The 23,182-nt window shown below is 61.1% G+C and carries 24 protein-coding genes, 2 tRNA genes and 1 other RNA gene; 10 read left to right on the forward strand and 17 right to left on the reverse strand.

The window, feature by feature from the left end; translation table 11 throughout:
- Window positions 1–88: 88 nt before the first annotated feature.
- The 14 genes from B8991_RS14635 to B8991_RS14705 all read right to left on the reverse strand — a co-directional run bounded on the left by B8991_RS14635 (window position 89) and on the right by B8991_RS14705 (window position 12,060).
- Entirely contained in the window at window positions 89–1,072 is a 984-nt protein-coding gene (locus B8991_RS14635) for a tyrosine-type recombinase/integrase (RefSeq protein WP_084353746.1), read from the reverse strand.
- A 104-nt stretch (window positions 1,073–1,176) separates the two neighbouring features.
- Complete coding sequence (locus tag B8991_RS14640; protein WP_084353747.1) at window positions 1,177–1,596, reverse strand: hypothetical protein; 420 nt, start codon at window positions 1,594–1,596, stop codon at window positions 1,177–1,179.
- Window positions 1,596–1,808: a MerR family transcriptional regulator gene (locus B8991_RS14645; RefSeq protein WP_084353748.1), complete on the reverse strand. Its 213-nt coding sequence runs from the start codon at window positions 1,806–1,808 to the stop codon at window positions 1,596–1,598. Before B8991_RS14645 ends, B8991_RS14640 begins: the two co-directional genes overlap by 1 nt.
- Before the next feature lie 96 nt (window positions 1,809–1,904).
- On the reverse strand, window positions 1,905–2,702 hold the full coding sequence (locus B8991_RS14650) for a hypothetical protein (protein ID WP_084353749.1): 798 nt from the start codon (window positions 2,700–2,702) through the stop codon (window positions 1,905–1,907).
- A gap of 103 nt (window positions 2,703–2,805) precedes the next feature.
- The gene (locus B8991_RS14655; RefSeq protein ID WP_084353750.1) at window positions 2,806–4,014 is read right to left on the reverse strand and encodes a tyrosine-type recombinase/integrase; all 1,209 of its coding nucleotides are present in this window, start codon (window positions 4,012–4,014) and stop codon (window positions 2,806–2,808) included.
- Between the two features lie 149 nt (window positions 4,015–4,163).
- Window positions 4,164–4,253 (reverse strand) — tRNA-Ser (locus B8991_RS14660).
- Between the two features lie 693 nt (window positions 4,254–4,946).
- Window positions 4,947–6,119, reverse strand: coding sequence for an N-acetylglucosamine-6-phosphate deacetylase (nagA, locus tag B8991_RS14670; protein WP_179141508.1), 1,173 nt, complete (start codon window positions 6,117–6,119; stop codon window positions 4,947–4,949).
- On the reverse strand, window positions 6,106–6,888 hold the full coding sequence (gene nagB, locus B8991_RS14675) for a glucosamine-6-phosphate deaminase (protein WP_084353753.1): 783 nt from the start codon (window positions 6,886–6,888) through the stop codon (window positions 6,106–6,108). Before nagB ends, nagA begins: the two co-directional genes overlap by 14 nt.
- Window positions 6,885–7,784, reverse strand: coding sequence for an ROK family protein (locus B8991_RS14680; protein WP_084353820.1), 900 nt, complete (start codon window positions 7,782–7,784; stop codon window positions 6,885–6,887). The genes nagB and B8991_RS14680 overlap by 4 nt, the downstream gene beginning before the upstream one ends.
- A gap of 8 nt (window positions 7,785–7,792) precedes the next feature.
- Entirely contained in the window at window positions 7,793–8,488 is a 696-nt protein-coding gene (locus B8991_RS14685; RefSeq protein ID WP_084353821.1) for an N-acetylmannosamine-6-phosphate 2-epimerase, read from the reverse strand.
- Between the two features lie 5 nt (window positions 8,489–8,493).
- Complete coding sequence (locus B8991_RS14690) at window positions 8,494–9,768, reverse strand: TRAP transporter large permease (protein WP_084353754.1); 1,275 nt, start codon at window positions 9,766–9,768, stop codon at window positions 8,494–8,496.
- On the reverse strand, window positions 9,765–10,244 hold the full coding sequence (locus B8991_RS14695) for a TRAP transporter small permease (RefSeq protein WP_084353755.1): 480 nt from the start codon (window positions 10,242–10,244) through the stop codon (window positions 9,765–9,767). The genes B8991_RS14690 and B8991_RS14695 overlap by 4 nt, the downstream gene beginning before the upstream one ends.
- A gap of 62 nt (window positions 10,245–10,306) precedes the next feature.
- Window positions 10,307–11,269 carry a DctP family TRAP transporter solute-binding subunit gene (locus B8991_RS14700; RefSeq protein ID WP_084353756.1) on the reverse strand — a complete coding sequence of 321 codons (963 nt, stop codon included), beginning with the start codon at window positions 11,267–11,269 and terminating at the stop codon, window positions 10,307–10,309.
- A gap of 47 nt (window positions 11,270–11,316) precedes the next feature.
- Window positions 11,317–12,060 carry an FCD domain-containing protein gene (locus B8991_RS14705; RefSeq protein WP_235866643.1) on the reverse strand — a complete coding sequence of 248 codons (744 nt, stop codon included), beginning with the start codon at window positions 12,058–12,060 and terminating at the stop codon, window positions 11,317–11,319.
- Between the two features lie 162 nt (window positions 12,061–12,222).
- On the opposite strand from B8991_RS14705, the gene B8991_RS14710 reads away from it, so the two are divergent.
- From B8991_RS14710 to B8991_RS14730, 5 genes are all read left to right on the forward strand, one after another.
- Window positions 12,223–13,125, forward strand: a complete 903-nt coding sequence (locus B8991_RS14710) for a dihydrodipicolinate synthase family protein (protein WP_084353758.1) — start codon at window positions 12,223–12,225, stop codon at window positions 13,123–13,125.
- Window positions 13,126–13,196: 71 nt separating this feature from the next.
- Window positions 13,197–14,360, forward strand: coding sequence for an N-acetylneuraminate epimerase (locus B8991_RS14715; RefSeq protein ID WP_084353759.1), 1,164 nt, complete (start codon window positions 13,197–13,199; stop codon window positions 14,358–14,360).
- 536 nt (window positions 14,361–14,896) lie between these two features.
- On the forward strand, window positions 14,897–15,847 hold the full coding sequence (locus B8991_RS14720) for an MBL fold metallo-hydrolase (protein ID WP_084353760.1): 951 nt from the start codon (window positions 14,897–14,899) through the stop codon (window positions 15,845–15,847).
- 91 nt (window positions 15,848–15,938) lie between these two features.
- The gene (locus tag B8991_RS14725; protein WP_084353761.1) at window positions 15,939–17,558 is read left to right on the forward strand and encodes an FAD-dependent oxidoreductase; all 1,620 of its coding nucleotides are present in this window, start codon (window positions 15,939–15,941) and stop codon (window positions 17,556–17,558) included.
- Entirely contained in the window at window positions 17,555–17,743 is a 189-nt protein-coding gene (locus B8991_RS14730; RefSeq protein ID WP_084353762.1) for a DUF2783 domain-containing protein, read from the forward strand. Before B8991_RS14725 ends, B8991_RS14730 begins: the two co-directional genes overlap by 4 nt.
- Window positions 17,744–17,958: 215 nt before the next feature.
- Here B8991_RS14730 and B8991_RS14735 read toward each other — a convergent pair.
- Window positions 17,959–18,035, reverse strand: a tRNA-His gene (locus B8991_RS14735).
- 325 nt (window positions 18,036–18,360) lie between these two features.
- Between B8991_RS14735 and B8991_RS14740 the strand changes: the two genes are divergently transcribed.
- Window positions 18,361–18,552 (forward strand): DUF6324 family protein, encoded by a 192-nt coding sequence (locus tag B8991_RS14740; RefSeq protein WP_084353763.1) that lies wholly within the window; start codon window positions 18,361–18,363, stop codon window positions 18,550–18,552.
- Window positions 18,553–18,583: 31 nt separating this feature from the next.
- On the opposite strand, the gene B8991_RS14745 is transcribed toward B8991_RS14740, so the two are convergent.
- Complete coding sequence (locus tag B8991_RS14745; RefSeq protein WP_084353764.1) at window positions 18,584–19,027, reverse strand: MmcB family DNA repair protein; 444 nt, start codon at window positions 19,025–19,027, stop codon at window positions 18,584–18,586.
- A 151-nt stretch (window positions 19,028–19,178) separates the two neighbouring features.
- On the opposite strand from B8991_RS14745, the gene ssrS reads away from it, so the two are divergent.
- Window positions 19,179–19,335, forward strand: a non-coding RNA gene (ssrS, locus tag B8991_RS22395) — 6S RNA.
- A gap of 47 nt (window positions 19,336–19,382) precedes the next feature.
- Here ssrS and B8991_RS14750 read toward each other — a convergent pair.
- On the reverse strand, window positions 19,383–19,688 hold the full coding sequence (locus B8991_RS14750) for a hypothetical protein (RefSeq protein WP_084353765.1): 306 nt from the start codon (window positions 19,686–19,688) through the stop codon (window positions 19,383–19,385).
- Window positions 19,689–19,837: 149 nt separating this feature from the next.
- Between B8991_RS14750 and B8991_RS14755 the strand changes: the two genes are divergently transcribed.
- The 3 genes from B8991_RS14755 to B8991_RS14765 all read left to right on the forward strand — a co-directional run bounded on the left by B8991_RS14755 (window position 19,838) and on the right by B8991_RS14765 (window position 23,067).
- Window positions 19,838–21,142, forward strand: a complete 1,305-nt coding sequence (locus B8991_RS14755) for a hypothetical protein (RefSeq protein ID WP_084353766.1) — start codon at window positions 19,838–19,840, stop codon at window positions 21,140–21,142.
- A complete protein-coding gene (locus B8991_RS14760; protein ID WP_084353767.1) occupies window positions 21,139–21,906 on the forward strand; it encodes a COG3904 family protein in 768 nt (255 codons plus the stop codon). Before B8991_RS14755 ends, B8991_RS14760 begins: the two co-directional genes overlap by 4 nt.
- A gap of 261 nt (window positions 21,907–22,167) precedes the next feature.
- The gene (locus tag B8991_RS14765; protein ID WP_084353768.1) at window positions 22,168–23,067 is read left to right on the forward strand and encodes a formylglycine-generating enzyme family protein; all 900 of its coding nucleotides are present in this window, start codon (window positions 22,168–22,170) and stop codon (window positions 23,065–23,067) included.
- Window positions 23,068–23,182 lie beyond the last annotated feature (115 nt).

Raw genomic sequence — 23,182 nt, forward strand, 5'->3', positions numbered from 1 at the left:
TCTTGTTCATCTTCGCTCCTTAAAGGCTACGATGAACCAGAAACCCTCCGTTGTTCAAATCGCCATATCTGTCCCATAGGTGCTGACGTCAGACAACAGGCAGATAGGAATTGACCGTAACAGCAAGGCTCTCGTGGCCGAGGTTCATCGACCATGCCTTGCGTTGCTCCATCGTCTTGCTGATTTCATCGCCGTATTTGGTCAGTGTCTTGCGGAAGGCGTGCGGCGTGAACTGAGGGAGTTGGACATTGGCAAAAGCGCCCCGAATGATCGCATTGAGCGGCGACGCATTGGCATAGCCTTCGCGCGCCAGTCCCAAATTGCAAAGCCCTTGTCCCGGCACATAGCCCGTCTTGGCCTTGGGAAACAGCGCGTCGTCTGGCCCGAACAGTTTGTCATCCCGCAGAAACCTCACCCATTCTGTGAAGCACGCGCGATATACGGGATCGACCGGGAAGAACTGGCACATGATGGTTTTCGCGCCCTTGGTATTCACCTCGCGCGCATCCTGAAACACATGGCCCAGATCAACGTTGACGTGTTTCAGCTTCAGCGACGCCACCGCGCCATCGCGCGCGCCGGTCAGCATGAAAAACGCGAACAGCGCCTTGTCGCGTTTGTCGAACTCCGTCTCGAACGGCATCGCCTGAAACGCATGGGCGGCCTGCTGCATGGACGGATAGGGGATTTCACGTTGGGTATGTGCCACCCTGCCCGCCTTGAGCGTGTTGTTGAAATACTCGACGTCCGGATAGGTCAGCACCCGCTTGAACCCTGGACGGCTGACCAACCAGTGAAAGAACCCTTTGACCAGCCGCAAGGTGGCATCGACCGTCGAAAAGGCCAGCGGCTTGCCGGTCTTTGCGTTCTTTTGCCTGGCCAGGTAGGCCTTGAAATCCGCTGCCTGCTGACGATGGAATTTCTTGAACGCCTTGGTTTTCGTGCTGTCCTCGAACTGCCGGATTGCGGCCATCACCTTATCGATAGACTTCTCGTCCTGACCTTTGGCGTGGCGCAGATAGGTGGCGTAGTCGTGTTTGATACGCTCGTTTTCCTCGATATAGTTCGCCATGGTCCGATCCTTTCTTTGACCCTTGTTTTTCCTGTCATTTCCGCCGGATTCAGCGGCCCGCCGGAAGTGGTGTTTTACGCTAGGGTTGTGGGGTTCTCTTAGGGTCAGCAGCTATGGCGTGTGGCGATGGCCAGGAACTGCGCCAGTTCATCGCGCATCTTGAGCGAGACGAACTTGTTGCAAGGTGTCTCACAGACCCCGCACAACGCCATCAGCCTGCCCCGCGCGGGGTTGAAAGGCTCATAGTCCGCCATGGCTCCATAGGGTGCACGCGGGGCGCGGCACGACATGCAATAGAACTCATCCGGTGCTAGCTTGCGGGACGTCTTTGGCAGCCGACTTTCGAGGAAACGCTTGAGTTCACGGCCAAGGATCAGGTGCGGCTTTTGGCTGTCCAGCACCGCAAGCCCCGCCGGTCGCCATGCCCGGACCGTGTGGGGCGTGACGCCCACCGCATCGGCGGCGCTGTCATAGGTGTACTGGCGATGTATCTTGACCCCGCGCGCCGAAACACGCTTGGCCATCAGTCTCGCCCCGCCTTCGCTGGATCGACCCGGTTTGCCTCAGCCCATGCGTTCAGATCAGCGCCGCGATAGATGATCTTGCGACCCAAGCGGTAGAACGCCGGGCCCATGCCCTTGTGACGCCACTGAGCCAGCTTGTCCCGGTCGCCGATCAGGTTCAGTTCGTTGTCGCCAAGCACGTAGTTGCGGTTGTTTTCAAATAAGCTTGCCATTGTTCAGCCCTCTTCAATTGCTACCGAGGATTCTGAAGCAGGTTTGATGCTATTGAAAACAAGGGAAGAAGTGCCGCATTCAAGGTGACGAAAGATCTATCGTTTCACACCTTTTGGGTGTTTATTGGACGCACTATCGTCATGACTTCGCCAACCACCGTCGTCATCGGATGACAGTCCAAATAATCCACCAAGCATGTTTTTTCTGGGCTGTAGGTCTTCACCGGTCAACTGGTCGATTGCCCACATGCCAGCCCGCTTGAAGTTGGCACGGATGCCTAGAATCCGAAATACTTCCTCAAGCGCGCGCCCGTAATCAGTTGACGGGTGATCCCCGTCACGTGACGTTCCAATGGTTGGCTTCTGCCCACTTTCGCCCGCAATAAATCGCGCAAACCGCAGTGCGATGGTTCGTGCATAGTGATTAGGAGGGCGTGAGCTTCCGCTCCAATATTCCCGCTCCTGATCTTCAAGCTCTTGTAATCTTTTATGGAACTCAGTGCGCAGATCCAAGAGAACAAACGCGGAGGTGATTGGAAGGCCAACCTCGGACGCATTTTTTCTCACTAAGTCGCTAACGCCACTGATGGGAAGATCCTTTAGTCGCAACCGGCTTTGACGCGCCGCTATATTACAAATCCGTTCGGCAGTATCGTTACGCTCATCCTCGCGTCCTACCGCAGACAGCAAAAAGCGGATCAGTTGATCGGCGTTATTCAATCCGTCTTGAACAAGCTGTTTTTCCTCCAGAAACTCGGCCTTACTATCGTGAAAGTTAGGTTTCGTCGTGTCGAAAGCCGTAAAATAATCAGAGCCAAGGCCCCACCCGCCACCCGTTCGAAAGGGCTCGACGACCTTGTTCAGCTGTTCATTCAGGGTGGGGTCTTGTTTCATAAGGTTACTCTACTTAGACCTTTTGAACGTTCAACAGGTTTTGCTCCATTGCTTTCAATTGGGAACTTCACAGAAGGCGTAACAATCACAGCCTTTCGGCACTTCATTTGCCAGCACCCGCGACCAGGTCAACAATATTCCCATGGCTTGCCGACACATATTCAGACCAGCGATCCATAAGCGCACGTCGCTTTTCCAAGAGATCAGACCGCGCATATGCTCGCTCGACATTAGATCCGACCGTATGCGCAAGGCTCATTTCAGCAACCTCACGAGGCACATTGGCCACTTCGGACGCCCAATCCCGGAATGTTGACCTAAAACCATGTACCGTGACGCCTTCGACCTGCATCCGTCGCAACAGCATCAGCATCGACATATTCGACAACGGTTTGTGCCGCTTCTGACCTTCAAACACATATTCAGATTGCATCGCCTTCAACGGCTCGATGATTGCTAGCATTTCATCGGTCAGTGGCACCCGGTGATCCTCGCCCGTCTTCATGCGGATCGCGGGACAGGTCCAAAGCCGCGCGTCAAAGTCGATTTCTTCCCACCGCAGGCCCAGCGCCTCGCCTGTCCTTGATCCGGTCAGGCAGGTGAACATCAACGCCCTCGCCGCCATCGCGTCGCGGGTTTTCAGGTCAGCGTAGAAAGCAGGCACGTCCTGCCAACGCATTGCATTATGGTGTTTCACCTTGGCTTTTACTTTGGGCAGAGCTTGGGCGTCCTTGATCGCGGTCACGGGGTTCTCACCAGATCGGAAGCCCTTGGAACGCGCCACGTCCAGCACCGTCTTGATCCGTTGCGCTAGACGCTTCACCGTTTCGTGTTTTTCGGTCCAGATCGGCGCAAGGCACATCATCACCTCGGGCTGATCCACGCTATCAATCGGCATCCGCCCGATCTTGGGGAAGGCATAGTCGCGCAGAGTGTTGATCCATTGCTGGCCATGCTTGACGTTCTTCCAGGTCGGCATCCGGTCGATGTGAACCTGTTTGGCGAACTCCTCAAAGGTCGGCACTTCACGTTTGGCGTTAAAACGCGGGTTCAACCCCTGCTTTGCCATGCGCCGATATTCCAGCGCCCGGTCGCGTGCTTGATTGAGCGTAACAATGTCAGCGCCGCCCAAACCAAAGTCAGTGCGCAACGGTGCGCCCTTCTTGTTCTTCTGGCCTCTGACCACAACGCGAACGATCCAGCGCCGCGCCCCCGAAGGGTCCACCACCAGATAAAGCCCGCCGCCATCGCCATGCCGCCCCGGCCCGAGGTTCTCCACCAGCTTCTTAGTCAGCTTGCCAGTCAACGCCATTAAAAATACCACATTATCTACCACTCAAGGAATGAGTATAGGCATCATCGAAAGAAACTCAAGGAAAGCGGCAAACGCGGACAAGCCCAACGATACAAAGAGAAAAGGTCGCCCAAGGCGACCCATTCAAATCTCGAAAAATGTGGTAGTGGCGGAGCGACAGGGATTCGAACCCTGGAGACGGTCTCCCGCCTACACACTTTCCAGGCGTGCGCCTTCGACCACTCGGCCACCGCTCCGTGACGGGCGCTTAGCACGGCTTACTCACGGCTCGCAACCCTCTAAATTCTTGCCGGTTGTGCAGTCCCGGCCTCTGATGGACCTGATTGAGGATGAAGCGACCTGACTATGACGTCCAAGGTCCAGATATACATTTGTAGGGGGTGAGGTCACCGCGCATCTTGAGCAAGCCTGCGCCCCCTGCTGTGATGTGCCTAAAGAGTGATTGATCGTGCCTGCTTCAGGCCACGACCCCCAACCGCCGTCCCGTTTGATCCGAGGTTCGACACCAGAGGGCACCGGTTCATGTAGCCTGTATCATGCGCTTAATTCCGGCTAGCGATAGAGCGCACCGACACCGATGCATTTCCATGCAGGTCGCGACACGCAGACGTCCGGCTGTGAAGCTTTTTGCTGAAAGCAGACGGTTCATCATTCCGCGGTGCGCTGACGGAGCTTCTATGTGCGGTTGGTCAATCCACCGCATCAGCGTCAAGTCATGTCCACGGAGCGGGCACGGTCTGCAAGACAGATTATCGCGGTCAATACCGAGCAGATCAGCTTGCCCCGGGGACGCTCTGCCGATGATTGCACCATGCCATTGACGCGCCTCCGGAAACAAACCTGTTTTGCCGGGCGCGCCGCCCAAAAGATCGCGTTCCGGCACCGGTTTGTCAATCCGCGCCCATAGACATTCGGTGTCAACCTCGGGATCAGCCGTTGTCGAAATCCAGCAACAGACCATCGGTCATACCCGCGGCCACGTCCAAGCTTTGTGTCAGGCAGGTGAGTGTCGCACGCGCGCCCGGTTGCACCGTTCCGATCTCTCCGGCCTTGCCCAGTGCGCGAGCTGGGTTTGCCGTCGCCATTCTCAGGGCGTCGGTCAAACCCAGACCCGCATGTTGCATGATGTTGCGGATGCTGTCGATCATGCTGATATGCGCGCCGGCCAGACGGCCGGTCTTGTTTGTCAGCCGGCTGCCGCGCAGCTCGATCGTCTCGCCGTGCAGTTCGAACCCGGTCAGTTGGCCCGCGAGGGTCAGCATTGCGTCGGTCACCAGGCACAGCCGGTCCGGCATCAGCCGGGCTGCGGTCGCGACGTTGCGCCAATCGACGTGATGCCCGTCCGCGATGATTCCGGCAAACAGGCTGCGCGAGGCGAGCGTGGCCCCCACCACCCCCGGTTCGCGCCCGGTCATCTGGGACATTGCGTTGAACAGATGCGTGACGCCGACCAAGCCCTCGGCCTCGGCCTGCGCGATCTGGTCGGCACTGGCCTCGCTATGCCCGGCAAAGACGCGGATGCCGGCCGCGGTTAAGCGCGGCAAGGCTCCCGCGGGCAGGCTTTCGGGCGCGACAGTCAGCAGCAGCGCGCCGGTCCGCGCGGCGGTCAGCCGGTCCAGATCCTCGGCATCCATGGCGCGGATGGCGCTCGGGTCGTGGATGCCGGGGCGCGCATGTGAAAGGAACGGGCCTTCAAGATGCAGCCCGATTATACCCGGCACGCCTTGGGCGATGGCCTCCTGCACGGCGCTGATCGCGCGACCGTAATCGCGCCCCGCTGCGGTTATGAACGTGGGCAGGATATAGGCGGTGCCGCCCTGCCGCGCGCCCGCCGCGATCCGGCGGAGCGCCGCGGGATTCGGCTCGAAGTTGAACTGCGTGTCCCCTGCCCCGTTGATCTGAAGGTCGATGAAGCCGGGCGCTACCAGATCGAACTCGACGACAGAGCGGTCCTGCGCATCGCGCGCGGTCGCGGCCCGGACAGCCGTGATCTGCCCGTCGGCCATCTCGATGATCCGGTCGGGGCGCAGATCGGCGCAGATCCCGTCGTAAAGCTGATGAGCGAAGACGCGTTGCGGATGTGCGGGCTCAGTCGAAGGCACTGTCGCGTCCTCCCGGATGCACGTTTTCATAATAATCCGTGAAGGTCAGCGCACCCGCCGCCGCTTCGTCGAGTATCACCGTCGCGGAGGCATGAAGCTGCAACGCCGAGGCCGGACAGGCGGCGCTTAGCGGCCCCTCGACCATGCGCAGGACGGCGTCGGCCTTGGCCTCTCCGGTGGCGAGCAGCACACAGGCCCTGGAGGCGAGGATGGTGGCGACGCCCATGGTTATGGCGTAGCGCGGCGTGTCTTCGAAGGATGCAAAGTAGCGCTGGTTGGCGCGACGGGTGCTTGTCGTCAGCGTCTTAACCCGCGTGCGCGATCCAAGGCTGGCGGTCGGCTCGTTAAAGCCGATATGTCCGTTTTGCCCGATCCCCAGAAGTTGCAGATCAATGCCGCCCGCGGCCGCGATCAACGCCTCGTATTCAAGCGAGGCCGCCTGCGGATCGGGGGCATCGCCTTTCGGCAGATGCGCGCGCGCCGGGTCGATATCGACATGGCGGAAGAACGCCTCCTGCATATAGCTGTGATAAGAGCAGGGATGATCCGGCGCCAGGCCGATATATTCGTCGAGGTTGAAGCTGGTCGTTTTTGCAAACGAAAGCCCGTCCTCGCGGTGGCGCTGCGCAAGCGCCTCGTAGAGCGGCAGCATGGTGCCGCCGGTTGCCAGCCCCAGAACGGCGTCGGGTGTCGCAGTCACGGTGCGTGCCACAATATCGGCGGCACGCTGCATGGCCGCCTGTTCGTCGGGAAGGATCAGGACCTTCATGGGCTTTCCTTTCTCAGATGTGCCGCCAGCGCGCCGATCAGCGGCGCGTCATGGCCAAGCGTTGCGGGCACAAGGCGCGGGCGGAACAGCGCAGGCTCTTCGGCCAGCGCGGCACGGGCGCGGTCGATATATCCCGGCGCCAGCCCGATGCTGCCGCCCATCGCCACGGTGTCGAGTCCCAGAATGGCTGTAAGATCGCCGATCAGGGTCGCCACGGCGCTGGCCGAGGTTGCGATGATCCGGTCGGCCCAGTCTTGCCCCTTGGCCGCTGCCGCAAACACCGCGCGCGCGTCCGTATCGGCGTGACCGGCAGCCGCAGCGGCAGCGGCGATACCGCGCCCGCCCGCAATGCTTTCGACAGTTGCCATGCGACCACTGCCGCAGGGCCCGCTGGCGTGACGGCTGGAGACAAAGCCGACATGCCCGGCCAACCCGTTCTCACTGGCAATCAGACGGTTCGCGATGACCAGCCCGCCGCCGACACCGGTGGACACGGTAAGATACGCAAAGCTGTTACTGCGGCTTCCCGCGCCGAACAGGCCTTCGGCCAAGGCGGCGGCAGCGGCATCGTTCAGACATGTCGCAGCCCCCAGATCGCGCACCAAAGCCTGTTCCAGCGCAAAGCCAAGGATGGCAGGCAGCGTGCCGCGATTGACGGCGTGCCACGACCCCGCGCTGTCGACCCGCCCGGCAACGGCGACGCCCAGAGGCGCGCCGCTTGCGTGGCCAAGCCTGTCCAGCAGGGTCCGGATCGCCGCGATCTGCGCATCGGGATCGGCGGCGGCATCGGTCGGCGTGATCAGGCGTTCGGCCACGACGCCTTGCTCAATCCGCGCGGCGGCGATCTTTGTGCCGCCCAGATCGGCGGCAAATCCTGTCAGGGTGTTGCGCGGCATGTTCTGCATTACTGCGTCTCGACAGTCCGTGCGACAGCCTGTGCAACCGCATCATGGAACCAGCCGGTGACATGTTCCAGCCGCGTCAGGGCCGTGCCGACCGTGACCGCATCCGCCCCCGCAGCCATCGCGCTGCCCGCAAGCTCGGGCGTGTTGACCCGGCCCTCGGCCATGACGAAAGCGCCCAGATCGTGAAAGGCGCGGATCAGGTCATAGTCCACGCCCTCGCTTCGGCCAGCGGTCTGCTCGGTGTAGCCCGACAGTGTGGTGCCGAGGATCGCGGCCCCTTCCTTCAGCGCCCGCTTGCCATCTTCAAGGTTGGAGCAATCGGCCATCGCCAGCTTTCCCGCCGCATGGATCGCGGCAAGGATCGCAGCCGTCGATTCCGGGCGGGGCCGGTCGGTGGCATCATAGGCGATGATGTCGGCCCCAGCATCAGCCAACGCCTGCACATCCGCAAGAAAGGGCGTGATCCGCACCGGGCTGTCGTCAAGGTCGCGCTTGAGGATCCCGATGACCGGCACCGACACGCGCGGGCGCACCGCAGCAAGGTTTTCCGCGCCCTCGATCCGCAGACCGGCCGCGCCCCCCGCCACGGCCGCGGCGGCCATCGCGGCGACAATCTCGGGGTGATCCATCGGTCCGTCATCGACCGGCTGACAGGACACGACAAGACCGCCGCGCAAGGTTTCAAGTACAGTCATGCTCATCAGTCCATCAGGCTCGGCAGGCCGGTTGACAGGATCGGGAAGGCGCAGACCAGGATCAGCACCACGAAGGGCGGGATCAGCCAAGGCAGGATCGCCTTTGCCAGACGCTGATAGGGAATGCCGCCGACCTGGGCCACCACGAACAGGGCCATGCCCATCGGCGGCGTCAGGATCGAGATCATCAGGTTCAGCACGGTGATGATGCCGAAATGCACAGGATCGATGCCAAAGCCCATGGCAACCGGCACCAGAATGGGCACGACCACCAGCAGGATCACCAGCGCCTCGATGAAACAGCCCAGAAAGAAGATCATCAGATTGACTGCGATCAGGAAGGTGACCGGGCTGTCGGCGATGGACAGAAAGAAGGTCGCGATCTGCTGCGGTGCCTGCTCGCGGGCCATGATGAAGCTGAGCAATCCGACACCCGCCACGATCGTCGCAATCGAGGCCGACGTGACCGTGGTGTCGTAGATCGAGTCCCACAGCTTGCGGAAGGTCAGTTCGCGGTAAAAAATCAGGTCGATCATGACCGCGTAAAGCACGGTGATCGCCGCCGCTTCGGTCGGCGAGAACAGGCCCGAGAAGATGCCGCCGACAATGACCACGGGTGTCATCAGCGCAGGCAGGGATTTCACGAACAGCGTGCCGATGTCCCCCGCAGAGCTGCGCGGATCGCGCGGGTAGTCGCGCTTGCGGGCGATGAACCAGACCATGACCATCAGCGCCACGGCGCACATGACCCCCGGAACGATGCCGCCCAGAAACAGCTTGCCGATAGAGACGTTGGCGATCACGCCGTACAAAACCATGGTGATAGACGGCGGCACCAGCGGGCCGATCATTGACGAGGCGGCGGTCACGGCGCCGGCGAAATCGTCGTCATAGCCCGCGTCGCGCATCGCCTCGATCTCCATCTTGCCCAGACCGCCGGCGTCAGCCAAGGCCGAGCCAGACATGCCGGAAAAGAACAGCGACGCCAGCACGTTGACATGCCCCAGCCCGCCGGTGACATGGCCAACCAGACTGCGCGCAAAACCGAACAGGTGATTGGTGATGCCCGCCGAGTTCAGCACACCCGCCGCCAGAATGAACAGCGGCACGGCAAGCAGCGGAAAGCTGTTGAGCCCATCCGTCATCCGCTGCATGGCAAAGCTGATGCCCATGCCGGTGTAATAGAAATATCCCATCGACACGAAGATCATGGCGATCCCGATGGGCACACCGATCAGCACGAAGATCAGCCAAAGAATACCGACGGTGGCAAGGATCATAGCGTGGGCTCCCGCGTGACAGAGACATCGCGGCGGCCCAGCAAGCGGCGCACGATCCGGTGGAATATCAGGATGGCGGCGACAAGGCCGGAAGCGTAAAGCACCGCATCGGTTGTCGGCAGGGTGACAGTGACATTGTCCCAGGTCCGCAGGACGGTCTTGTAGCCGATCCAGATCAGATGACCGACGATGCCCAGATAGACGAGGTCGATCACGGTATAGAGGATGCGGCGGGCGCCAGCGGGCAGCATCTCTGCCAGAAAGGCCATTTTAAGCTGACCGTCCTGACGCTCGACCTCGGCGATGCCGATGAAGGCCATCCAGACCCAAAGCCAGCGCGCGGCTTCTTCCGTCCAGACCGGGCCGCGAAACAGCGGCGTGCGGCCAAAGACCTGAATCAGCACGACACCGATCAGAACGATGAAGATCACCGATGCGACGATGCCCTCGATGCTGTATTTGCGCGGATATTTCAACGGCCTAGCCCCCTCCGGACAGATGATTTCTGCGGGCGCCGCAACGCCCGCAGAAAGATTGCTTATTCGCCGCGTACGCGGGCGATGGCACCTTCACCGAACTGCTCTTCGAGCGTGTCGTAGTAGGGCTGCATCGCATCGCGGAAGGGCGCCAGATCGGGGCGGGTGATGGTCAAGCCGCGCTCTTCAAAGGTGGCGATCAAGTCTTCCTCGGCCTGCTGTGTCAGGCTGTTGTTCAACTCGCCACCGGCCGCAACGGCTTCGGTGATCCAGCCCTTTTCGTCATCGCTCAGACTGTCCCACAGATCATCGGAGATCTGCACCGCCGCCGAGGCGACGAAATGGTTGGTCATCGCGACATGGCTTTGAACTTCGTAGAACTTCATCGCCTCGATTGTGGGCAGCGGGTTCTCTTCGGCATCGACCTGATTGGTCTGAAGCGCCAGGTAAACCTCGGCGAACGCGACCGGAGCAGGCGTCGCGCCGACGTTTTCCGCATAGGCGATCAGGAAGGGCACGTTGGGCGTGCGCAGACGCAGGCCCGCCATATCGTCGATGGATTCGATGGCGCGGTTCGATGTGGTCTGACGGGTGCCGTAATACCAGACATCCAGAAGATGGACGCCCTTTTCCTCGAACTTCGCCGACATTTCCTGACCCCAGTCACCGGCGATGATGTCTTTGAGATGGGCAAAATCGTCGGCAACATAAGGCGCGCCGATCAGGTTCAGCTCGGGGATGATATAGCTCATGTCGGGATAGCCGGTGATGACCATATCCAGCTCGCCCGCCTGAAGCTGCGCGACCATCGCCTTGAAGTCGCCAAGCGTCGAGGACGGGAACAGGTTCACGGTCAGCTCACCGCCCGAGATTTCCTCCAGATTGGACGCGAATTCCTGCGCCCCCTTGTAGACGTTCGAGGCTTCGTTGTCTTGCAGACCAAAGGTCAGCTCACGTTCCGCCATGGCCGGAGCGGCCAGCGCCAGGGTCGCCGCACAGGCGAGAAGAGTGGTCTTGAGTTTCATCATATCCTCCTTGATGTTCGATGAATGGCGAACAGGTCCGCCGGTTGTCAGTGTGTGGTGCGTCCGCCGGCTTCCGGCGACAGCTGCGGTGCCTTGAGGCGCGCCCGATAGGACCGGGTCAGATGTCGATCCATCACATCGGTCGCGGTGACGACATCGCCATCCAGAACCGCCTGATAGATCTCGCGATGTTCGTCATAGGCAATCCGATCATAGCGCAATGGATTAGGCGTCGGCGGGCGATGCGCGATCATCGTGCTGACGAACATGTCGTGCAGCGTCAGGATCACCGGGTTGCCGACAACCGAAACAAGGGCACGATGGAACGCGATGTCGGTCGGCGCAAAATCGGCCGTACCGACAGCGTCGAAGTTCTTCTCAAGCGCGGCCTGCAACTTGGCCAGCTGGATATTATCGGCGCGCTTTGCAGCCTCGCGTGCCGCGCCGGTTTCGATGAACTGGCGCATCTGCTCAAGATGCGCGCCGCTTTCGGCATCGCCAAGAACCTCGCGGATCAGATCGCCGGTTCCCCGCAGCACTGTCGCGATGGACGGAAGTGTCGCGCGGGGCCGCTTGCCCGCCCCGGCGGTGAGATAGCCGCGCATCTGCATCTGGGCCAGCGCCTCGCGTACCGTGGGCCGCGAGGCAGAGAACCGCTCGCACAGGTCGCGCTCTGTCGGCAGAGGTGCCTCGGGCGCGAACACCCCGCCCCGGATCTCGCCGATCAGCGTGTCGGCGATCAGGTCCGGCGTGCGTCGGGGCGCATGGATATCATCAGCATCAGTGTCCACTGGTCTCTCCTCTTGCTTCATCTGGTATTACCAGAATATTATCTTGTCAAACTAAAATTCAGTCGTATATTGCCAGAAATGAATTAACGCCGTGATTTTGTCAGTCCAGCCGGGTCCCGGCTTGTCACAATGGCGCGGCATGGCAAAAGGTAGACCCCAACGATGACCGAACGACTGACTGGCATGTATGCCGCGCTGATGACTGGCCTTGCCGATGACGGGGCCTTCGACGAGACGCGCCAGCGCGGCCTGACCGACTATGTCCTCAGGCAGGGGCTGGCCGGACTATATGTTGGTGGCAGCAGCGGCGAATCGGGCCTTCTGGGGGTTGATGAACTGGCCGAACAGCAGGGGGTCGTCGCCGATTGCGCCAAGGAGAGCGGCGCAAAACTGATCGCCCATGTCGGCATGCCCAACCTGCGCGATTCTGTCCGTCTGGCAAAGCGCGCCTCGGATCTGGGGTATCATGCACTGTCGGCCCTGCCGCCGCATTCCTACCCGTTCAGCGATGCCGAGATCGAAGGTTATTACACGGATCTGGCCGCCGCCACCGACCTGCCGCTGATTGTCTACGAGGTGCCGGTGCGCACCGGCCGCCCGATCGCGCTGGACTCGCTGGAGCGTATCCTCGACCTGCCCAACGTCGCCGGGATCAAGTTCACCTCCACCGATCTGTTCAAGTTCTCGATGCTGCGCCGCCGTCGCCCCGACAGCAGCTATTTCTTCGGCTTCGACGAGATTTACATGACCGGCGGCGTGCTGGGCGCGGATGGCGGCATCGGTACGACCTACAACATCCTCGGCAAGCTTTATGTCGCGCTGGATGCAGCGCTGCGCGATGGCGACCTGCCCCGCGCACAGCAATTGCAGGACGCGTCTCAGATCTTTGTCGAGGCGCTTCTGGATACTGGCGTTCTGCCGGGCATGAAGGCCGCCTTCCGCGTCCTTGGCATTGATTGTGGCAAGACGCGCGCGCCCATGTCCCTGCGCATGTCCGAAGACAAGGCCGAAGCGCATATGCGCGCTGTTCTTGAGCGTCCCGAAATCAAGCCCTGGCTGGTTTGAAGGCGTCTCTTGCCCGAACAAAAAAACCGCCCGCGGGCACCGGGAACATCACAACAGGAGGAAACTATACAATGACACTACGTACCCAAATTCTTGGTGGAGCAGGCGCGCTTGCCCTTCTCGCCGCGACGGCCGGAACTGCACTGGCCGAGGATTGGCCTGATCTGCCCGTCGGCGTGAAGAACGGCATCGCTGAACGCATTGGCGACCAACTGATCGTCGGTCTGGGCAGTGCCGGCACGCAGGTTTTTGCGCTGGACCTGAATGACGCCGCCGCCGGCTGGCAAGCACTTGCCGAATTCGACGGCCCTGCCCCGTCGCAACCCGCGACAGCGGTATCGAACGGTGCGCTTTATGTCTTCAGCGGATCCGGCAACGCAACGGCCGATGCGGCATCCCCGATCATCTTCGAAACGGTCACCCGTTATGATCCCGAAGCCGACAGCTGGGAAACGCTCGACACCACCACGCCGGTCGGCCTGCTGGGTGCCAGTGCGGTAACGCTCTCCGGTGGTCGCATCGCCATTCTCGGCGGTTACAACAAAGAGCTTTTCGACAAGTATCTTTCCGAGGTTCTGGCCATCGACAAGGAAACCGACCCCGACGCCTGGAATGAGGTGGTCGATTCCTACATGGGGATGGAGCCGAAGGACTACCGCTGGAACGACATGGTCTTGACTTATGACACCGCCGCAAACGCGTGGGGCGATCTTGGTGCCAATCCCGAACTGCCGAATACCGGCTCTGCCGTGGTTGGAACCGCGCCCGGAACCTTCCTGATCGTCAACGGCGAGATCAAGCCGGGGCTGCGCACTGATGCGGTCAAATCCGTCACCTTTGGTGCGGATGCGGCAGAATGGTCGGAAGTGGCCCCGGTTCCGGCACCCGAAGGCAGCGATGTGCAGGAAGGCCTTGCCGGAGCCTACAGCGCTCTGACCGACAAGGGCGTTCTGGTTGCCGGCGGTGCCAACTTCCTTGGCGCGCAGGCCGCAGCCGAAGCCGGTAACTGGTATGCCCACAATGGGCTTGATAAACACTGGGCCGCCGAGGTTTTCGCGCTGCAAGACGACGCGTGGACTCAGGTCGGTGAATTGCCTGAAGGGCTGGCCTATGGCGGGTCTTTCCCGGTCGATGGCGGGCTTCTTGTTGTTGGCGGCGAAGACAGTGAAAGAGCGGCACGCACCGACGTCTTCCTGGTTCAGTGGGATGGCGAAGAGCTTGCGATTGTAGACTGACACCAAGCGGCAGTCGGCGCAGCCACCCGCGCCGACTGCCAAATCTTCGCATCAAAATGATGATGCTCAGCGGATCTTTGCGCGAAGGAACGCTTTGCCAAAGTCAGAAGTCGCGTTTCAGGATGGTCGTTGGACATGACATCTGGTCCGCACCGTCTCGCCTGTCGGGCCTTGGCGTGACAAAGGCGGGGACGGTTGCATTATTCCGGCGACTGCACGTCAAGAGCGCCTTCGCCCAAGGTTCAAACGGTCAGAGCAGAGATCGCGTGACTAAATTCACAATATCGACTGAGCTTTAGTCACTCACCAAGCTCATGCCGCGCAGGCAGACCGCTGGCGCGTGATCCCGACTGCCTTGCGCTGGCCGATCCTCGCCAATAGCATGGCACTGCCGGGGTCGGCGCGCAATGCCGCAGCGACCAATGCAACACGAACCGTTTGCTAAGCACCTGATCCGCCTGACGCTTCGGGCGGGACTATAACATTTGGCATGTCCGACGAATTCCTGCGTTCCGACGTGCAAGAGAGGATCACTGATGGCCAAGGCATTCGCGTCCCAGGGCGACATGGGCGAAAAGAAGATCAGCTTCACCGAGGTAGGCGACGGGTTGTGGGCCTTCACCGCAGAGGGCGATCCCAATAGCGGCGTCATCATCGGCGATGACAGCGTGATGATCGTCGAGGCCCAGGCAACGCCGCGCCTGGCAAACATGGTGATTGAAAAGGTGCGCGAGGTCACCGACAAGCCGATCAGCCATGTCGTGATGACCCATTATCACGCGGTGCGCGTACTGGGCGCGTCAGCTTATGGTGCCGATCAGGTCATCATGGGCGAGCAGGCCCGCGCCATGGTCGTCGAACGCGGACAGGAAGACTGGGACAGTGAATTCCAGCGTTTCCCGCGCCTTTTCGAAGGACATGAGAGCATTCCCGGCCTGACCTGGCCCACCACCACCTTCAACGATGCCATGACCGTCTACCTTGGCAACCGCCGGGTTGATCTGATGCATCTGGGCCGCGCGCATACGGCGGGGGACATCGTTGTGCATGTGCCGGATCAGAACGTCATGTTCACCGGCGACATCGTGGAATATCACAGCGCCTGCTATTGCGGCGACGGGCATTTCAGCGACTGGGGCGATACGCTGGACAATATCGCGTCCTTCGATCTGGACGCCATTGCGCCGGGGCGCGGTGATGCCCTGCTGGGCCGCGACATGGTCAATGCCGCGTTGGAAAACACCCGTGATTTTGTCGAAAGCACCTATATCCCTGCCGCCCGCGTCGCCGCGCGGGGTGGCAGCCTGAAAGAGGCATGGAACGCCGTGCGCGCCGAATGCGACCCGAAATTCGCCGATTACGCGATCTATGAACATTGTCTGCCCTTCAACGTCGCCCGCGCCTATGACGAGGCACGCGGCATCGACACCCCCCGCATCTGGACGGCGCAGCGAGACATCGAGATGTGGGAGGCTTTGCAAGGCTGACCTTGTCGGCACGGCCCGATTTGGGCCGGCCCAAAGCACGGGAGACTTCATTCTTGGGCCTCCCACCTTCCGAAGAAACGGGAGCACCGCGATGACCAAGATCTGCGATACGGCGCTTTACCCTTACGCGCGTAGCGCCGACCAGAACGCGGCAACGCCTTTGCGTCATTCGGTCATCATCATCGGTGCGGGGCCGGTCGGGCTTGCCACCGCGATTGATCTCGCGCAACAGGGCGTGCCGGTTGTGGTGCTGGACGACAATGACCGGGTCAGTTCCGGCTCGCGCGCCATATGCTTTGCCAAACGCCCCTTGGAAATCCTTGATCGGTTGGGCTGCGGCCAGCCCATGGTCGACAAGGGTGTGATCTGGAGCAAGGGCAAGGTGTTTTTCGGCGATCGGCGCATCTATGACTTCAACCTGCTGCCCGAGGATGGTCACAAGCGCCCGGCATTCATCAACCTTCAACAATACTATTTCGAGCTTCACCTGCTGGAACGCGTCCGTGCGCTTCAGGCCGAAGGCAAGCAGATCGAGCTGCGCGGCAAGAACCGCGTCACCGCCATCGACCCCCAGCCCGACCATGTCACTCTTGAGGTGGACACCCCCGAAGGCCCCTACAATGTCGAGGCCGATTGGCTGATCGCCTGCGATGGCGCAGGCTCGCCCAGCCGGACAATGCTGGGGCTGGATTTCGTCGGCCGCGTGTTCGAGGATAATTTCCTGATTGCCGACGTGGTCATGCAGGCGGATTTCCCGACCGAGCGTTGGTTCTGGTTTGACCCCCATTTCAACAAGGGGCAGTCGGCGCTGCTGCACAAACAACCCGATGGTGTCTGGCGAATTGACCTGCAATTGGGCTGGGGTATCGACAAGGCCGAGGAAAAGAAGCCCAAGAACGTCATCCCCCGACTGAAAGCGATGCTGGGCGAGGACACGCAGTTCGAACTGGAATGGGTCAGCATCTACACCTTCCAATGCCGCAGGATGGAACGGTTCCGGCATGGCCGCGTGCTGTTTGCCGGAGATTCCGCCCATCAGGTCAGCCCGTTCGGCGCGCGCGGCGCGAATTCAGGCGTGCAGGACGCCGACAACCTCGCGTGGAAACTGGCACTGGTGATTGACGGCAAAGCACCCGAAAGCCTGATGGACAGCTATGACATGGAACGCTTGCATGGCGCGGACGAGAACATCCTGAACTCGACCCGTTCGACCGATTTCATCACGCCCAAATCGGAGATCAGCCGTATTTTCCGCGACGCCGTGCTGGATCTTAGCGAGAATTACGCATTTGCCCGCCCCATGGTGAATTCCGGCCGCCTGTCCGTGCCTTGCACCTATGATGACTCTCCGTTGAATTCGCCCGACGCATTGAACGGGCCAGAGCGTACCCGCCCCGGATCGCCCTGCCCCGATGCGCCGCTCGGCGATGGGTTTCTTTTGTCCCGGCTGGGCGGCGCGTTTGTCCTGTTGACGATAAATACAGACGCCCCCGAAGTTTTGGATATTGACGGTTTGCCCCTCACGCGCGTCGCAATCTCAACCGGGGACGACCCAACGGAACACATCAAAACCCGCTATCTGGGTGAAAGCGAAACTGCGGTCTACCTGATCCGACCGGATCAGCATGTCGCGGCGCGCTACCCCGGCTATGATGCGGAGCAGATCACCGCAGCCATGCGCCGCGCCACCGGAATGGAGGGCCAGATATGAGCGCCTTGATCCTGAAACCGAATATCGACAGCCCGGATGATGTCTATGCCGACCTTCTGGCCGCGCATGAGGGATTGACCAAGGCCCAGAGCGATGCGCTCAACGCGCGTCTGATCCTGATCCTTGCAAACCACATCGGGGACCGCGACGTGCTGCGACAGGCGCTTGCCGCCGCCGTAAAATAGCTGATTGCGATTGCCAGGCGCAGCCCGCGTTTTGGCGCTTGGCCATTTGAACAGCGGAGACGCGAACGGACCGTCTGCACATGTTCGTTTTTGTGCCTCGCGCGGAACAGGAGTCTTCAAGTGGGCTGGCGCGGGCAAAGGATCTGGCAATCAACAGTCGACGGCCCCTCGCCGTGGCCCAAGCGTACAAATCGTAGTATCGTAGCGAAGGTTGATGGTACCGCCTCCCCGGCTTGAACGGGGGACCTCTGGATCCACAATCCAGCGCTCTAACCAACTGAGCTAAGGCGGCACTGGCGGGCGGAATAGCGCCAAGCGGATGTGATTGCAAGCCCCTTAGGTCAGGAATTCGTACGCTCGCAGATCAATCCAGACCCACGATACGACAACGCCGGCATCAAAGGTATGCCGGGCTTGCGACCGCGCCTTGTGCCGCCCGCTGGCACCGCAAAATATGCAGACCATGCGGCGGTTGCCTTGCGTTCAACGCGCCATCCGATATGGCGCTGGGGCAGATTGCGATATTGTGCTTCTCACAGATCCACGATGCGCAACGAGTCCGGCTTGCAAATCAACGGGCAAAGCGCTAGCTCCGCGCCATCACTGGGAGAAAACCGATGGGCATCAACACCGAAAAAGACATCGAGGCGAACCTTCAGATCGGTCCGACGGATCAGGGCATGGTGCGTCTGTTCATCTACGCGGGCGACAAGGAAATCCCGATGGATTTCGACCCCGAAGAAGCCGAAGAAATCGCCGAGGAAATCCGCGCCGCTGCACAAGCCGCCAAGCGCATCGGCAAGCGCTGAGCGTCAGACGCGGACGGCCTGACCGGCCCCCCTATCCCCAGATCGCGGCATCCGGATCGCGAAGCCCTTGCAGACGCCTTGCCGCATGTTGTGCGATCTTGCGGGTCAGCACCGTTCGGCGCGCACCTGCCAGCCTGTCTTCCGGGGCCATACGCAGAATCTCTGCATCATAGGCATCGGCAATGATCAGTCCGGTTTCCTCAGGCAGCAGGTCTGTCGGAAAATCCTGATCGACCGCCCAGAAGAACCTGTCGCACCATTGCAGATAGCCCTGCCACTTGGCATCGCACATGAAATCCGCCCGGCTGGATTTGCACTCGATCACCCAAAGCTCGCCTTTGGGTCCCAATGCGGCAACATCGACGCGCAAGCCGCGATCGGGCACGAATTCTTCGACCGAGACAAATCCAAGCGCAAGAAGATGCCGCGCCACGCCACGCGCCAAAAGCTGTCCGGGTTGCAGATCATCTTTCATCGCCAAACTGTGAACAAAAGATGAACGAAATTCAAGCCTTTTGAGCAATTTTCACTGACGACAGCCCTCGCGCCGACAGAACGCGACAGCGGCACGATATTTCGTGACACCCCTTGTCGGAACAGTGCGGGCGTATTACCTCTGCGATTGGCGGGTACTGCCCTTCTCGTAATACGGTTGCATTCCAGTGGCCTTAAGCAATTCCGAGGGAGCTGGCTCTGTCCGGACCCTGGTTCGGTTACCTGGCGCCCACCTGTATAAACAGGTCCTCCGGAATGAGATAACCATACGGAAGGTGCGGTCCCGCCACTTCGCGCCCTCGATACGTCGGGGCGCAATCTCCTGAAAAAGGCTGTTAAAGCAGACGCTTGCGGGGTTCCACCCGGACAGGCACCGTTGCGTATTCCCGCATGCCGCGACCACCGTTGGGGCCTTCGTCGTCTTCTTGCATCCGCATGATCGCGATGCCGAACTGGACGCCCGCAAAAACGATGCCGTTGAACACCCACAGCATCACGACCGCAAGCAGACCCATATCGCTATGCGCCACCAGATAGCCCAGATTCGCCACATCAAACCACAACAGCCCGGCCACGAACGCTGCGGAAATACCGAAACCGATGGCGACCTGGGTGATATACAGTCGGATGAGCGCTGGCATGATCTGAAACTCCTGTTCACATATCTTTAAGATAGGCTTCTGTGGCGCACAAGCAAGGTGCCGCCTATGGTACTGTGCGAAACTTGGCCCATATTGCATCAATGCACGGGCCGGTGCCGGTTGCGCCACGATCAAAGGAACCGCGAGACATGACAGACGACACGACGGCACAGACCCAGCGAATGCGGGACGCCCGCGAGATCGAGGGCCATCTGAGCTGGCTCGACACGATCACCGGCACGTCGCTGGGGGTGCTGGCGACAGCGTCGGGCATCTACACCTATCTCGGGGTTTCCTCGCTGCTGGACAATACCGGCGCGCTCAGCTTCTTTGCCGCGGCGGCCTATTCGATTGCCGTGTCTGTCGGAATTTTCGTCTTCTGGTCCTACCTGATGCGGCTTTTGCCCGCGATGCAGACGGCCGCCAGCCGGATCGGGCTGGTACTGTGCATGTTGCTGGGCTCGGGCGCGATCGTGGCGATGTCCAGCTGGCTGAACGCCGCCGCCCTGGCCGGGTCCGCCGCCGTGGAACAGCATCTGGCGCGCACTGTTCAGGATTATCAGGGCGCTCTGGAGCAATCCCATTCCGTGGCCGTGGCCGCGCAGGGGCTGGAACGTGACGTGGCCCGGGTGCGCACCACGCTGGATGACCTGTCCCAGCAAGAGGCAGAGGGCAACCTTTCGGGGCTTGCCGGGCGCGGTGCGGTGTTTCGCATCCTGCGCCAGAAATCGGCGGAACTGGCCGGGTTGGAGACCCAGATCGCCAGCCAGTCCGGTCTTGTCGACTCTGCCTTTTCCGAGGGCAACGCCATTCTGAAACGGATGCGCGAGTTGACGGTAGAGACCGGCCCGGTCGAGGCGCGCTCGGTCATCTTCTCGGAAGAGGCGGTGCGGCTGGCGGGTATCATCACCACTCTGCGGCAGCTCTCGGTGGCCCCCTTGGTGGAGCGCGCCGCCGCGGATCTGGCCGCGGCCGTCGTCTTGCCGGAACTCGACGGGCGCAGCGCCGATGCACGCAACAACCAGCAGGCCACCATAACCTCTGTCATGGATGTGCTGGGCCAGCGCGCCCAGACACTGCAACAGGCGGCGCGCGAGGTCATGCATCTGCCCGCGCCCGAGGAAACCGCCTATACGCCGATCTCCGCCGCCGACGCGGTGATCCGATATGCTGGCGATTTTGTCCCCTCATGGGCGGGTGCCATCGCGATTGATCTGCTGCCGGCCGTGCTGGTCCTGATCATCGCCGTGGCACAGGGTGCCATCCGGACAGGGCGCAGGAACGTGCCCGTCGAGGACCGCATGACCCTGTCGGAACTGCGGGCCGCCGTCATCGCCTTGCGCGATGTCGAAACCGTCGCAGGCCCGCCCCCCTCTGCCACGCCGACACCCACCGATGAAGACCGCAAAGGCCCCCATGCCGTGCCCCTTGACCCCGAAAGGTCGCGGTCGTGACGGCGGCCCGTTTTTCTGCCCCCTCCGCGAAAGGCGCATTGCAGCTTATTCTGGCGCTTCAGGTCGGCATCGCGGTGCTGTTGATCGCAGGCGATATGGGCGCGGCCCTACCAAACCTGTTCAACCCGTCGCAGCAGCCGGAATTTGACACGCCCGTGGCCCCCGGCGACCAGACCCGCAAATTCAACCCGTCACCGCGCCTGACCCAGCCGGGAACGCTGCCTTACGGCATTCCGTCCGACATGCCCTCGCGCCTGCTGTTCGAACCGACGGATATAGACGGCACGCCCGGCCTTGTTGTGACCGGCACGGTCCTTGCAGGCGATGCCGCGCGATTTTCCGACGCACTCAAGGCAAACCCCGACATAGAGCGTATCGCGCTGCATTCACCGGGCGGCTCCGTGGACGACGCGCTCCAGATCGGCAGAGCGATCCGCGAGGCCGGTCTGGACACCACCATGGCAGGGCGCACCGTCTGCCTGTCCGCCTGCCCCTATATCCTGATGGGCGGTGTCACCCGAACCGTGGCACCAGAGGCCTCAGTCGGCGTGCATCAACACTATTTCGGCGAGAACACCATTCTGCCAGCCTTTCTCGCTGTCGAATCGATCCAGCGCGGTCAGGGCGAAGTCATGGCCTTTCTGCAAGAAATGAACATCGAACTCAGCGTCATGCAGCCTGCCTTGTTGACCCCCCCGGACGAGATTTACGTTTTCGTGCCTGATGAACTGCAAGACTATCGTATTGTGACGCAAGCCGACTGACGGGGATTTCCATTCCCTCGGCCCGAAAACGCTCCACGCATCGCGATTCATCCTTCGGTCAGATTTATCCCCGATACGGACAAATCTGACAGGGCTTTTGCAAAGCGTTACAGGCCGTTTCACCGACGACGACTTTCCGAACCCCAAGAGGCCTACTTGACTGAAAATCGCGTCAACGCACCAACCAAGAACGCTTGCCAAGCCGAGCAAGGCGACACCTGTTGCACCCCAAGCGCCGCAAACCTCGCGCAACGCGACTGGATGACCCATGCGAACGCGGTTCCTGTCGCGCCGGCCGCCGTGCAGGACGAATTGCGGGCGCGCCTGATTGAGATCCCCGGCGGCTTCTTCGAAATGGGCGCCCGCAAAAGCACATATCCGGCCGATCTTGACGCGCCGCGCCGCAAGGTCCGTGTCTCGCCTTTCCGGATCTCGGCCACCACCGTGACGAATGCCGACTATGCGCGCTTTGTCGAAGCGACGGGCTATCACACCGTCGCCGAGATCTGGGGCTGGAGTTTTGTGTTTCATTTGTTGCTGGACGACCCGGCGCGCTGGCCCAACGCGCCGCCCGGCCTGCCGTGGTGGCGGCAAGTGGAAGGGGCTTCCTGGGCGGCACCGACAGGCCCGGGATCGTCCTGGGAGGACCGGCCAAAGCATCCCGCTATCCACATCGCATGGTACGACGCCGCCGCCTATTGCAAGTGGGCCGGGCTGCGCCTGCCACAAGAGGCGGAATGGGAACGTGCCGCACGCGGCGGACTGGAGCGGATGAAATTTCCCTGGGGCAATGCGATGATGCCCGAAGGTCAGCATGCCATGAATATCTGGCAGGGCGTGTTTCCACACACAAACATCGCCGAAGACGGTTATCTGGGCACCGCCCCCGTCGATGCTTTCGCGCCAAATGGTTACGGGCTTTATAATTGTTCAGGGAATGTCTGGGAATGGGTGCAGGACTGGTTCGGCGACACCCGTCCTATTGGCCCCGCCCGTGACCCGCGCGGCCCCGGCTCAGGCACCGGTCGGGTGCAGCGCGGCGGCTCTTACCTCTGCCACGACAGCTATTGCGATCGTTACCATGTCCATTCGCGCACCCGAAACGACCCGGACAGTTCGACCGGCAATTGCGGATTCCGCGTTGCCGCGTCGCATCGGTAAGACTGTCGGACCGCGGCACTTGATCCCCTGCCCCGCATCGATCGATGCGTTTGAAATGGCCCGTCACGCTGCCACAATCTGAAAAAGAGCGCGCGGAAGCGCCCAATTCGGTCAA

The sequence above is a fragment of the Primorskyibacter flagellatus genome, from assembly GCF_900176485.1.
Classification (GTDB): Bacteria; Pseudomonadota; Alphaproteobacteria; order Rhodobacterales; family Rhodobacteraceae; genus Primorskyibacter; species Primorskyibacter flagellatus.